Raw genomic sequence first — 12,123 nt, 5'->3', positions numbered from 1 at the left:
CCGGCCCCGCGTCCCGCGCTCTCCGGCGGCCGGACGGGAATGGGAGATTGCCGCCCGGGAGTCCGGCGGGACGGACCATGATGGGCCGGTGGGCGCACTCGTGACGTTGGACCTGCCGGACGACTCGCCGATGCTCGGCCTGCCCTGGATCATCACCTTCGGCCCGCTCGGCGACGCCGACGAGTGGGAGCCGGTGGTCTGCGGCCCGTACGAGCGGGCGCACGCGCTGGCGCTGGCCGAGGCGGTGGTGGCCGAGGAGCAGCTGATGGCGGTGGTCGAGCCGCTGCTGCCGGCGGTCTCCGCGGACCAGATCCGGGGCGAGATCGCGGCCGCGCAGATCGCCGCCGAGGACGAGATCGCGCAGGTCGAGGAGGCCGACCTCTACGGCGACTTCGAGGACACCATCGACGAGGAGCTGGAGGCGGCCGCCGCGGCGGACCAGCGCACCGAGCCGACCCGCGCGCCGAGCGAGGCCGAGCTGCGGGAGGGCTTCCGCCGGATCGCGGCGAAACTCACCGGCACCGGGTCCTGAGCCCGGCGGCGGCCGGTGCCGGCGGCGCGGCCGGTCAGCCGCGCCGGGGCGGGCCGTCCAGCACGCAGAACTCGTTGTCCTCCGGGTCGGCGAGGACGACGAAGCCCTCCTCGCCGGTCTGCCCCACGTCGGCGTGCCGGGCGCCCAGCTCCACCAGCCGGCGCACCTCGGCCGCCGGGTCACCGTCGGCGACCAGGTCCAGGTGCAGCCGGTTCTTGTCCCGTTTCGGGGTGCCGCAACCCTGCAACCAGACGGTGGGCGCGCCGATCGCGTCCGGCGGCGGGTACAGCTTGGCGCTGCCGTCGCCGCCCTGCTCGACCCGGTAGCCGAGCGCCGCGGACCAGAACGCCGCCATCCGGTCGACGTCCGTCACGTCGAGGGTGTACTGAGCCACACGTGCCATCGCAGACCACCTCCGGGGGACCGTCGAGGCACCTCCTACCCCGGCGGGCGGCGGCGACACGTCCGGAATGGACGCCGGCGCCCCGCGGAGCGGACTCCACGAGGCGCCGGCGCCACCTCACCCCCCACCACAAGGGGTCGGTGGCCCAGCCGCCCGTCGGCGCGGGGCACAACGGACGACCAGGTCGATGACGGGTTACCCGCTCAGCGCCGTTCGAACCAGGCAGCCGCGTCGACTCCGAGCAGGTGGCCGGAGCCCTGCCCGGTGAGCGCCTCGCTGGCGGCGATCGGCTCGCCGTAACCGTCGATCAGGGCCGGGGCGCCGCTGATGTTGACCACGCAGGTCAGCACGGCGTCAGCGGCGGCGCGGCTGAAGGCCAGCACGCCCGGAGCGGTCTCCAGCCAGGTCACCGGGCCGGCGTCGGCCGCCAGCGCCGGGTGCTCCCGGCGGATCCGCAGCGCCGTGCGGTAGAGCTCCAGGGTCGAGCCCGGCACGCCGGTCTGGGCGGCGACCGAGAGGGCCTGCCAGGTGGCCGGCGCCGGCAGCCAGCTCAGCTCGCTGCCGGCCGGCCCGAAGCCGTACGGGGCAAGCTCGCCGCTCCACGGGATCGGCACCCGGCAGCCGTCCCGGCTCTCCCCGGTGCGCAGGAACGCCGGGTCCTGGCGCAGCTCGTCGGGAAGGTCGAGCACCTCCGGCAGGCCCAGCTCCTCGCCCTGGTAGAGGTACGCGCAGCCGGGCAGGGCGAGCATCAGCAGGGTGGCCGCGCGGGCCCGGCGCAGCCCCTCCGGGCCGTCACCGTAACGGGTGACGTGCCGCTGCTTGTCGTGGTTGGAGAGCACCCAGGTGGTGGGCGCGCCGACGATGGTGGCCTCGGCCAGCGCGGTGTCGATCACCTTGCGGAACGACTCGGCCGACCAGGTCGCGTCGAGGAAGTCGAAGCTGAACGCCTGGTGCAGCTCGTCCGGGCCGATGTAGCGGGCCAGCCGCTGCGGCGTCTCGGCCCACGCCTCCGCGACCGCCATCCGGCCGCCGGGGTAGCTGTCCAGGATCGGCCGCCAGGCGCGGTAGATGTCGTGCACCTCGTCCTGGTCGAAGTAGGGCAGCCGGCCCTTGCCGAGCAACTCCACCTGGCGCTGGCCGGTGGTCATCGTGCTGAAGCCGACGTCCGGCAGGCCCTCGGCCTTGATCATGCCGTGCGCCACGTCGATCCGGAAGCCGTCCACCCCCCGGTCGAGCCAGAACCGCAGGATGTCCTCGAACTCGGCGCGCACCTCGGGGTGCCGCCAGTTCAGGTCCGGCTGGGCCGGGTCGAACAGGTGCAGGTACCACTGGCCGTCGGGCACCCGGGTCCAGGCCGGGCCGCCGAAGATGCTCTCCCAGTCGTTCGGGGGCAGTTCGCCCTGCTCGCCCTTGCCGTCGGCGAAGAGGTAGCGCGCCCGCTCGGCGGAACCGGGGCCGGCGGCCAGGGCGGCGGAGAACCAGGGGTGCGCGCTGGAGGTGTGGTTGGGCACCAGGTCGACGATGATCCGCAGGCCGAGCGCGTGCGCGTCGGTGATCATGGCGTCGAAGTCGGTGAGGGTGCCGAACATCGGGTCGACGTCGCGGTAGTCGGCGACGTCGTAGCCGCCGTCGACCATCGGCGAGGTGTAGAAGGGGGTCAGCCAGAGCGCGTCCACCCCGAGGTCGCGCAGGTACGGCAGGCGCTCGCGGATGCCGCGCAGGTCGCCGATGCCGTCGCCGTCACTGTCGGCGAAGCTGCGGACGTAGACCTGGTAGACGACGGCGGAGCGCCACCAGTCGGCGTCGGAGGTCTGCGGGGTGGGGTGGCTTGCGGTCATCGAGGCGTTCCCCGTTCTGTGGCGCGGGACGGCGGCATCCCGCGCGGTGCTGGGCGCAAGGGTGCCTGAGCAGAATGCCGCTCCGGCGTTGCAAGAGTCAAGCAGTCTTTGCGCAAGAAATGACGCCGGTCATCGGATCAGGCCGGCACGGCGAGCGCCGGTGGGGCCGGCCGCTGCCCGCCCACCCCGCCGCTGACCGGCCGGTCGCCGGCCGCCCGGGCGACCGCTGTCGAGCCGCGCACCACCAGCTCCGGGCGGAACAGGTACTCCGAGTGCGGCGCGGCGTGCCCGTTGATCTCGTCGACCAGCGCCCGCACCGCGGCCACCGCCATCGCCGCCACCGGCTGGCGCATGGTGGTCAACGGCGGGTCGGTGAACGCCATCAGTGGCGAGTCGTCGTAGCCGACCACGGAGAGGTCGGCCGGCACCGACAGGCCGCGCTGCCGGGCCGCCCGGATGGCGCCGAGCGCCATCAGGTCCGAGCCGCAGACGATCCCGGTGACGCCGCGGTCGAGCAGCCGGCCGGCGGCGGCCTCGCCACCCTCCACACCGAACAGCGACAGCTCGGCCAGCTCGTCGAGGTCGGCGGCGGGCAGCCCGGCCAGCCGGCCCATCGCGCTGCGCCAGCCGGCCACCTTCCGCCGCACCGGCACGAACCGGTCCGGCCCGGTGATCAGGCCGATCCGGCGGTGCCCGAGGGCGACCAGGTGGGCCACCGCCAGCTCCGCGGCCTCGCCGTCGTCGCAGGAGACGAAGGGCGCGGCGATGCCGGGCACGTAGCCGTTGATCATGACGACCGGCAGCGGGCGGGCGATCAGCGCCCGGTAGCGGTCGTGGTTGGCGGCGGTGTCGGCGTGCAGGCCGGAGACGAAGACGATCCCGGAGACCTGCCGGTCCAGCAGCATCTCCACGTACTCGTCCTCGGTGACCCCGCCGGCGGTCTGGGTACACAGCACGGGGGTGAACCCGCTCTGCGCCAGCGTCGACTCGATGACCTGGGCGAAGGCGGGGAAGATCGGGTTGTCCAGCTCCGGGACGACCAGGCCGACCAGCCCGGCGCTGCGCTTGCGCAGCCGGGCCGGGCGCTCGTAGCCGAGCACGTCGAGGGCGGTCAGGACGGCCTGCCGGGTCTCCGGGGCCACTCCCGGGCGGTCGTTGAGCACCCGCGACACCGTGGCCTCGCTGACTTCGGCCTGTTGGGCGATGTCGGACAGTCGAGCGCGCATGGCGGCACTTTAGCTCACGGGCAAGTTCTTGCGTACACTCTTGCAAACCCTTCCATTCTCTGCAACGCCTTGCTAACGTCCCCGCAACATGCGAGAGCAGCGGCGCAGCACCCTAGCGCCGGTTGGCAAGAACTTACAGAGGTTTCCACTGGCGGGCCGCCCTTCCCCCGGCGGGCCGCCATGACGACAGGAGTACCGATGCGCATCCGTACCGCGGGTGTGGTCGCCGCCTTCGCCCTGGCGCTCGCCGCGTCCGGCTGTGGCGGCGGCAGCGACGAGCCGGCCGCCAACGAATCCCCCAAGGCCGCCGGTGGCAAGCTGGTGATCTGGGCCGACGACAAGCGGACCGCGGCCCTCAAGCCGTTCGCCGAGAAGTTCGGCCAGGAGAACGGCGTCACCGTCGAGGTGCAGGCCGTCTCCAAGGACCTGCAGACCAACTTCGTCACCGCCCACCAGCAGGGCAGCGGCCCGGACGTGGTGGTCGGCGCGCACGACTGGATCGGCAACCTGGTGCAGAACGGCGCCATCGACCCGGTGCAGCTCACCGCCGAGCAGAAGAGCGGCTTCAACGCCACGGCGGTCAAGGCCGTCACCTTCAACGGCCAGCTCTACGGCGTGCCGTACGCGATGGAGAACCTCGCGCTGATCCGCAACACCGAGCTGGCCCCCGAGGCGCCGAAGACCATCGAGGAACTGGTCGCCACCGGCAAGAAGCTCAAGGCGGAGAAGAAGGCCAGCGAGATCCTCTGCCTGCAGTCCGGCCAGAACGGCGACGCGTACCACATCTACCCGCTGTACACCTCGGCCGGCGGCTACCTGTTCGGCACCGCCGCCAACGGCGACTACGACCCGAAGGACCTGGGCGTGGGCAAGCCGGAGTCGATCGAGGCGTTCAAGAAGATCGCCGCCCTCGGTGAGAAGGGTGAGGGTGCGTTGAAGCGCTCCATCACCGCCGAGAACTCGATCGCCACCTTCGGCGCCAAGAAGTGCGCCTTCCTGGTCTCCGGCCCGTGGGCCATCGCGGACGCCAAGAAGGCGAACATCAAGTACGACATCTCCCCGGTCCCCGGCTTCGCCGGTGGCAAGGAGGCCCAGCCCTTCGTCGGCGTCCAGGCGTTCTACGTGGCGGCCAAGGGCAAGAACAAGGCGCTGGCCCAGGAGTTCGTGGCCAACTACGTCACCACCCCCGAGCTGGCCGTGGCGCTGTACAACGCCGAGCCCCGCCCGCCGGCGCTGACCGCCGCGCTGGACCAGGTCAAGGGCACCGACCCGGACCTGGCCAAGTTCCAGGAGGCCGGCAAGAACGGCCAGGTGCTCCCGGCGATCCCGGCGATGGCCGCGATCTGGGACCCGTTCGGCAAGGCGCAGGCCGCCATCATCGGCGGCGCCGACCCGGCCAAGACGATCACCGCGGCCGGCAAGACCATCTCCGGCCAGATCAAGTAATGAGCACGCCGCTGTCCGGCCCGGGACCTGCCCAGCAGGTCCCGGGCCGGGAGCCCGTCGGCTCCGGGCTCCCGCGCTCGTCCCGTACCGCGCGGAACCACGCGCCGATCACCGTGACCGGCCTGCTGGTCAAGGTGGTCCTGCTCGGCCTGGTGGCCGGGATCGCGGTCTGGGCGGCCTTCCCGCTCATCGAGGCCGAGAAGTGGGCCGGGCTGGCCCTGCTGGCGGTCACCACCGCCGGACTGTTCTACCTCTACCTCACCCGCCGGCACGTCCCGGCCAAGTACCTGGTCCCCGGCACGCTCTTCCTGATCGCCTTCCAGGTCTTCCCGGTGCTCTACACGGCGAGCACCGCGTTCACGAACTTCGGCGACGGGCACCGCGGCAGCAAGGACGACGCGATCGTCGCCATCCAGACCGCCTCGGTGCAGCAGGTCCCCGGCTCCACCGAGTACGCGCTCTCCGTGGCCACCACCGGCGATCCCGCCACCGGCCCGCTGGTCTTCCTGGTCACCGACCCGGCCACCGGCACCGTCTCGGTCGGCGACGCCGAGGGGCTGCGCCGGCTCGACCCGGCCGACGTGACCGTCGCCCCGGGTGGCAAGGTCACCGCCGCCGACGGCTACACCGTGCTGAACTTCGGCCAGGCCGGCGCCCGCAGCCAGGAGATCACCGACCTGGTCGTGCCGACCGCCGGGGGCGCCATCCGGTCCACCGGCCTCACCCGCGCCTACGAGGGCAAGGCCATGCGGGCGTACGACGCCGGCTGCGACTGCGTCCGGGACGCCGAGAGCGGGAAGACGTGGACCGCTGACGAGTCCAGCGGCGCCTTCGTGGCCGCCGACGGGGAACGGCTGGCGCAGGGCTGGAAGGTCAACGTCGGGTTCGACAACTTCGCCCGGGTGCTCACCGAGCCCGCCATTTCCGGCCCGTTCTTCGGCACGCTGGTCTGGAACTTCGCCTTCGCGATCGGGTCGACCGGGCTCACCTTCCTGCTCGGCTTGGCCATCGCGCTGACGCTGCACTCGCCCCGGCTGCGCGGCACCAACCTCTACCGGGTGCTGCTGATCCTGCCGTACGCCATGCCGTCGTTCGCCATGCTGCTGGTCTGGCGGGACATGTTCAACACCGACTTCGGCCTGGTCAACAACCTGTTCGGGCTCGGCGTGGACTGGTTCGGCCAGGACTGGACGGCCCGCGCGGCGGTGCTGCTGGTGCAGCTCTGGCTCGGCTACCCGTACATGTTCCTGGTGGCCACCGGCGCGTTGCAGGCGATCCCGCGCGAGCTGACCGAGGCCACCTCGGTCGACGGCGCGTCGCCCTGGCAGTCGTTCCGGTCGGTCACCCTGCCGCTGCTGCTGGTCGCGCTCTCCCCGCTGCTGATCGCGTCGTTCGCGTACAACTTCAACAACATCAACGCGATCTGGCTGACCACCGAGGGCGGGCCGTTCCCGGCCGACAACCCGACCAACGGGGCCACCGACCTGCTGATCACCTACACCTACCGGTTGGCGTTCGGCGCCCAGGGTGCGGAGTTCGGCATGGCCGCGGCGGTGTCGATCTTCATCTTCGCGATCGTCGCCACGGTCTCGGCGATCAGCTTCCGGCGCACCCGCAAGCAGGAGGAGGTGTACTCGTGAGCGCGAGGAGTGAGCTTGCGAGCCCCGCAGTCGCGAACGGAAGGTGGCTCCGGTGAGCGCGAGGAGTGAGCTTGCGAGCCCCGCAGTCGCGAACGGAAGGTGGCTCCGGTGAGCGCGAGGAGTGAGCTTGCGAGCCCCGCAGTCGCGAACGGAAGGTGGCTCCGGTGAGCGCGAGGAGTGAGCTTGCGAGCCCCGCAGTCGCGAACGGAAGGTGGCTCCGGTGAGCACCCTCAGCAGCAGCGCTGTCCGGGCCGCCGGCGACACGGGCGGCGGCGCGCCGGTCGCCAACCGCAACGCCCGGGGCGGGCAGCGCGGCCGTTGGTTCCGCCAGGTCGGCTGGCGGCACCTGGTCGGGGTGCTGGCGGTGGCGTTCAGCCTCTTCCCGATCCTGTTCGTGCTCTCCGCGGCGCTGAACCCGCGCGGCACGCTCTCCTCGACCGAGCTGGTGCCGACCGAGGGCGTGTCGTTCGAGAACTTCGGCAACCTGTTCGACCGGACCGCCTTCGGCCACTGGTTCCTCAACAGCCTGCTGATCGCCGGCACGGCGAGCTTCGTGTCGATCTTCCTCTCCGCGCTCGCCGCGTACGCCTTCTCCCGGATGCGCTTCGCCGGCCGGCGGATCGGGCTGCTCACCCTGCTGCTGATCCAGATGTTCCCGCAGTTCCTGGCGATCGTGGCGATCTTCCTGATCTTCACGACGGTCACCGACCTGTGGCCGGGCATCGGGTTCAACACGCCCTGGGGGCTCTTCCTGCTCTACATGGGCGGCGCGCTGGGCGTGAACACCTGGCTGATGAAGGGCTTCTTCGACACCCTGCCCCGGGAACTGGACGAGTCGGCCACCATGGACGGCGCCACCCACGCCCAGGTGTTCTTCCGGATCATGCTGCCGCTGGTGGCGCCGATCCTGGCGGTGACCGCGCTGCTCTCCTTCATCGGCACCATCAACGAGTTCATGATCGCCAACGTGTTCCTTACCGACACCGAGTCGAAGACCCTGGCGGTCGGCATGTTCGGCCTGGTGGCCGGCGAGCGGAACAACAACTTCGGGATGTTCGCGGCGGGCACCCTGCTCACCGCGATCCCCACCGTGCTGGTGTTCCAGCTCCTCCAGCGCTACATCGTCTCCGGGCTCACCGCCGGAGCCGTCAAGGGATGACCCGCGGGGGTGACCGCTCGCCGTCGCGGGCGGCGCCACCGCACTGAGTGGCCGCCGCCCGGACGGGCGGCGGCCACCCCCGCACCGCGCCACCGGCGGCGGTGCGAGCTGCGCGGCAAGGGCGTCGTGTCGACGTACACCGGAGCAGTCACGGGCCGAACGCCGCGACCGGGAGACCGGCCGCGGCGGGCGCCCCCTCCTCTCCCCGGCCGACCAACCCGAAAGGTCCGACCATGCCGATCCAGCCGCACCACGACGGGTCCGAGCTGTACGTCCCCGACCAGCAGCCGTCGCTCGGCGACACCGTCGACGTGTTCGTCCGGGTGCCCGCCGGCGCCGACGTGCGCCAGGTGCACGTGCGCACCACCGGGGACGGTGAGCCCCGGTTCGCCGAGGCGGTCGTCGCCCGCACCGTCGGCGACGAGGTCTGGTGGCGGGCCGCGGTGCAGGTCCGCAACCCGGTCAGCAACTACCGGTTCCTGCTCACCGGCGCGCGCGGCCACCGCTGGCTGAACGCCGCCGGGCTGGTCGACCACGACGTGCCGGACCACGGCGACTTCCGGCTGGTCTCGTACGACCCGCCGCCGGCCTGGGCCCGGGACGCGGTGATCTACCAGATCTTCCCGGACCGGTTCGCCCGCTCGGCCGTCGCCGACGGCCGGCCGCTGCCCGACTGGGCGATCCCCTGCGACTGGGACACCCCGGTCATCGGGCGCGGCCCGGAGACCCCGCGCCAGTTCTACGGCGGCGACCTGGACGGCGTCACCGAGCACCTGGACCACCTGGACCGGCTCGGCGTCAACACCGTCTACCTGACCCCGATCTTCCCGGCCCGCTCCAACCACCGTTACGACGCGGCCAGCTTCGACACGGTGGACCCGCTGCTCGGCGGCGACGCGGCGCTCGCGCGGCTGGCCGACGCGGTGCACGCCCGGGGCTGGCGGCTGCTCGGCGACATCACCAGCAACCACACCGGCGACGCCCACCAGTGGTTCACCGCCGCCAGCTCGGACGTGCGTGCACCGGAGCGCGAGCTGTACTACTTCGACGAGATGACCGGTGACTACGAGTCCTGGAACGGGGTCAAGTCGCTGCCGAAGCTGAACTGGGGCAGCGCCGAGCTGCGCCGGCGCTTCGCCACCGCCGACGACGCGCTGCTGCGCCGCTGGCTGCGCCCGCCGTACGGGCTGGACGGCTGGCGGGTGGACGTGGCCAACATGACCGGCCGGCGCGGCGCCGACGCGTACACCCACGAGGTGGCGGCGCTGCTGCGCCGGGTGGTCGCGCAGACCCGCGCCGACGGGCTGCTGATGGCCGAGCACGGCCACGACCACACCGGCGACCTGGACCGGGACGGCTGGCACGGCACGATGAACTACGTCGGGTTCACCGACCCGGTCTGGTCCTGGCTCCGCCACGGCGACCAGCCGGTGCCGAACTTCCTCGGCACCCCGGGCGGGGTGGCCCGCCGGGACGCCGACGCGGTGCTCGCCACGATGAACTCCTACCGGTCGCTGATCTCCTGGCGCTCGTACGTGCACTCGTGGCAGCTGCTCGGCTCGCACGACTCGGCGCGGATCCGGACGGTGGTCGGCGACGCGGCCCGGCAGGAGGTCGCCGCCGGCCTGCTCGCCACCATGCCGGGCATTCCGATGATCTTCGCCGGCGACGAGCTGGGGCTGACCGGCGACAACGGCGAGGGCTCGCGCACGCCGATGCCGTGGCACCGGCCGCAGAGCTGGGACGCCGGCACGTTCGCCGCCTACCGGGCCCTGATCGCGCTGCGGCACGCCGAACCCGCGCTGCGCCGGGGCGGCCTGCGCTGGCTGCACGTCGACGCCGACACGCTGGTGTTCCTGCGGGAGGCGCCGGCCGGGGCGGTGCTGGTGCTGGCCCGGCGGGCGGCCGGCGCGCCGGTCCGGTTGACCGGCCTGCCGGCCGGCGAGAACGTCTACGGCGGCGCCCCCGCACTGCGCCCGGACGGAACCGGCGCGGTGCTGCTGCCCGGCGACGGCCCGACCTTCCAGGTGTGGCGCCTGCCCTGACCACCCACGCCCCGCCCTCGCCCGCTTCGGGCCGCTCGTTCAGTGAACGAGTGGGCATTCTCGGCGCAATGGCCACTCATTCACTGAACGAGCGGCCGCGCGGGGTCAGCGGGCGGGGGTAGCGGACAGGAGGGCGCGGACGCCGGCTAGGTAGGTCGCGCGGTCCGGGCCGCCGGTCAGGATGCGCTGGGTGAACCAGCCCGGGACGAGGGCGAAGAGCGCCGCGGCGATGGCGTCCGGGTCGGTGTCGGCGGGCAGCTCACCGGCCTGCTGGGCGCGCCGCACCAGCAGCCCGAACTGGGTGCGGAAGCCGGTGTACTTCTCTGCGACGAAGGCGGCCAGCGCCGGGTCGCGCTGCGCCTCGCCCCAGACCTGGATGGCGATGCGCAGCACGCCGTCCGCGCCGAGCTGGGTCTCCACGTACGCCAGGATGCGGTCGAGCGCCTCGACCAGCGGCAGCGGCGGGTCGTGCCGGGCCAACCCGGCGAGCACGTCGCCGGCTCCGCTGACCGCCTCCTCGGCGATGGCGTTGATCAGGTCGGTCTTGCTCGGGAAGTAGCGGTAGACCGCGCCGACGGAGAGGCCGGCCTCGGCGATCACGTCCTGCATCGAGGTGCGGTGGAAGCCCTCGCGCAGGAAGCAGCGCCGGGCCGCGTCGACGATCTGGCGGCGGCGGGCGGCGAGGTGTTCGGCCGAGACACGTGGCACGGGATACATCGTAAAGCGAACGTTCGTTCTTGACAGCGGGGTGGCGTGGGAGGAGCCTGAAACCTGATAGAGAACGAGCGTTCGTTTTAGGAGATGGGGACATGTCGACCCGTACCCGCTCGCCCCTGCTGCTCGCCGTCCTGGCCGCCGCCCTGGTGGTGGGCGTCCAGGCACTGCTCGTACCGCTGTTCGCGGCCCCGGCGGCCAACCTCGCGCCGCGCGACCTGCCGGTCGCCGTCGCCGGCCCGGCGCCGGCCACCGCCGAGTTGGCCGGCCGGCTCGCCGCGGCCCGGCCCGGCGCGTTCGAGGTGACCACCCTGCCGGACGCGGCCGCCGCCGACCGGGCGCTGCGCGACCGCGAGGTCTACGCCGCCCTCGTCGCCGGCCCGGACGGGGTCGCCCTGCACACCGCCGCGGCCGCCAGCCCGACGGTCGCGGCGCTGCTCACCGAGGCGGCCGGCCAGCTCGCCGCCGGTCGGCCGGTGCCGGTGGTCGAGGTGGTGCCCGCCGACCCGGACGACCTCCGCGGCGCCGGGTTCGCCGCCGGCTTCCTGCCGCTGGCGCTGACCAGCATGCTCGCCGGGGTGCTGCTCGTCCTGCTGGTCAGCGGCCGGGCGGCCCGGCTGGCCGGTCTGGCGGCGTACGCCGTGCTGGCCGGCGGGGTTGGGGTGGCCGTGCTGCACGGCTGGCTCGGCCTGCTCGGCGGCGACTGGCTCGCCGAGGCGGCCGCGATCGGGCTCTTCGGGCTGGCCACCGCGGGCGTCGTCGCCGGCCTCGGCGCGCTGCTCGGCCGTCCGGGGATCGGGCTGGGCGCGCTGCTGGTCTTCCTGGTCGGCAACCCGCTCTCGGCGGTCGGCGCGGCCCCCGAACTGCTGCCGCAGCCGTGGGGCACGGTGGGTCAGTGGCTGCCGGTGGGCGCCGGCGGCACGCTGCTGCGCTCGGTGGCCTTCTTCGACGGCGCCGGGGCCGGCACCCCGCTGGCGGTGCTCGCCGGGTACGCCGTGGTCGGCCTCGCCCTGGTGCTGCTGGCCCGGCGGGCGCCGGTGCCGGCCGGTGCGCCGGTCGCCGCTCCGCGGCCGGCCCGAGCCGCGGCGGCCTGACCCACGGCCGGGTCTCCGCCACGCCC

Annotated in this window: 10 protein-coding genes; 6 read left to right on the top strand and 4 right to left on the bottom strand. The window is 73.2% G+C overall.

Annotation, left to right across the window (positions count from 1 at the left end; all coding sequences use genetic code 11):
- Positions 1-88 precede the first annotated feature (88 nt).
- The gene (locus tag Q3W71_RS06330; protein ID WP_302918323.1) at positions 89-532 is read left to right on the top strand and encodes a hypothetical protein; all 444 of its coding nucleotides are present in this window, start codon (positions 89-91) and stop codon (positions 530-532) included.
- Positions 533-566: 34 nt separating this feature from the next.
- On the opposite strand, the gene Q3W71_RS06325 is transcribed toward Q3W71_RS06330, so the two are convergent.
- The 3 genes from Q3W71_RS06325 to Q3W71_RS06315 form a co-directional block, all read right to left on the bottom strand.
- Complete coding sequence (locus Q3W71_RS06325) at positions 567-935, bottom strand: VOC family protein (protein WP_302918322.1); 369 nt, start codon at positions 933-935, stop codon at positions 567-569.
- Positions 936-1,138: 203 nt separating this feature from the next.
- Positions 1,139-2,773 (bottom strand): glycoside hydrolase family 13 protein, encoded by a 1,635-nt coding sequence (locus Q3W71_RS06320; RefSeq protein WP_302918321.1) that lies wholly within the window; start codon positions 2,771-2,773, stop codon positions 1,139-1,141.
- A gap of 137 nt (positions 2,774-2,910) precedes the next feature.
- On the bottom strand, positions 2,911-3,999 hold the full coding sequence (locus Q3W71_RS06315) for a LacI family DNA-binding transcriptional regulator (protein WP_302918320.1): 1,089 nt from the start codon (positions 3,997-3,999) through the stop codon (positions 2,911-2,913).
- Between the two features lie 198 nt (positions 4,000-4,197).
- On the opposite strand from Q3W71_RS06315, the gene Q3W71_RS06310 reads away from it, so the two are divergent.
- The 4 genes from Q3W71_RS06310 (at position 4,198) to Q3W71_RS06295 (ending at position 10,289) form a co-directional block, all read left to right on the top strand.
- On the top strand, positions 4,198-5,445 hold the full coding sequence (locus Q3W71_RS06310) for a maltose ABC transporter substrate-binding protein (protein WP_302918319.1): 1,248 nt from the start codon (positions 4,198-4,200) through the stop codon (positions 5,443-5,445).
- Positions 5,445-7,085 (top strand): ABC transporter permease subunit, encoded by a 1,641-nt coding sequence (locus Q3W71_RS06305; RefSeq protein ID WP_302918318.1) that lies wholly within the window; start codon positions 5,445-5,447, stop codon positions 7,083-7,085. The genes Q3W71_RS06310 and Q3W71_RS06305 overlap by 1 nt, the downstream gene beginning before the upstream one ends.
- 346 nt (positions 7,086-7,431) lie before the next feature.
- Positions 7,432-8,244: a sugar ABC transporter permease gene (locus Q3W71_RS06300; RefSeq protein ID WP_302918734.1), complete on the top strand. Its 813-nt coding sequence runs from the start codon at positions 7,432-7,434 to the stop codon at positions 8,242-8,244.
- Between the two features lie 233 nt (positions 8,245-8,477).
- Complete coding sequence (locus Q3W71_RS06295; protein WP_302918317.1) at positions 8,478-10,289, top strand: glycoside hydrolase family 13 protein; 1,812 nt, start codon at positions 8,478-8,480, stop codon at positions 10,287-10,289.
- A gap of 105 nt (positions 10,290-10,394) precedes the next feature.
- On the opposite strand, the gene Q3W71_RS06290 is transcribed toward Q3W71_RS06295, so the two are convergent.
- Positions 10,395-10,997 carry a TetR/AcrR family transcriptional regulator gene (locus Q3W71_RS06290; RefSeq protein ID WP_302918316.1) on the bottom strand — a complete coding sequence of 201 codons (603 nt, stop codon included), beginning with the start codon at positions 10,995-10,997 and terminating at the stop codon, positions 10,395-10,397.
- Positions 10,998-11,098: 101 nt separating this feature from the next.
- On the opposite strand from Q3W71_RS06290, the gene Q3W71_RS06285 reads away from it, so the two are divergent.
- Positions 11,099-12,097, top strand: coding sequence for a hypothetical protein (locus tag Q3W71_RS06285; protein ID WP_302918315.1), 999 nt, complete (start codon positions 11,099-11,101; stop codon positions 12,095-12,097).
- The last annotated feature ends 26 nt before the right edge of the window (positions 12,098-12,123 follow it).

This window comes from Micromonospora sp. C28SCA-DRY-2 (assembly GCF_030519475.1).
GTDB lineage: Bacteria > Actinomycetota > Actinomycetes > Mycobacteriales > Micromonosporaceae > Micromonospora.
The sequence above is the reverse complement of the archived record's forward strand: the minus strand, read 5'-3'. Positions and strand labels throughout refer to the sequence as shown.

Bases quoted from the DNA above. Each gene is read 5' to 3' on its own strand.
- Q3W71_RS06325 (WP_302918322.1), bottom strand. From the start codon at position 935: ATGGCACGTGTGGCTCAGTACACCCTCGACGTGACGGACGTCGACCGG.
- Q3W71_RS06320 (WP_302918321.1), bottom strand. From the start codon at position 2,773: ATGACCGCAAGCCACCCCACCCCGCAGACCTCCGACGCCGACTGGTGG.
- Q3W71_RS06315 (WP_302918320.1), bottom strand. From the start codon at position 3,999: ATGCGCGCTCGACTGTCCGACATCGCCCAACAGGCCGAAGTCAGCGAG.
- Q3W71_RS06310 (WP_302918319.1), top strand. From the start codon at position 4,198: ATGCGCATCCGTACCGCGGGTGTGGTCGCCGCCTTCGCCCTGGCGCTC.
- Q3W71_RS06305 (WP_302918318.1), top strand. From the start codon at position 5,445: ATGAGCACGCCGCTGTCCGGCCCGGGACCTGCCCAGCAGGTCCCGGGC.
- Q3W71_RS06295 (WP_302918317.1), top strand. From the start codon at position 8,478: ATGCCGATCCAGCCGCACCACGACGGGTCCGAGCTGTACGTCCCCGAC.
- Q3W71_RS06285 (WP_302918315.1), top strand. From the start codon at position 11,099: ATGTCGACCCGTACCCGCTCGCCCCTGCTGCTCGCCGTCCTGGCCGCC.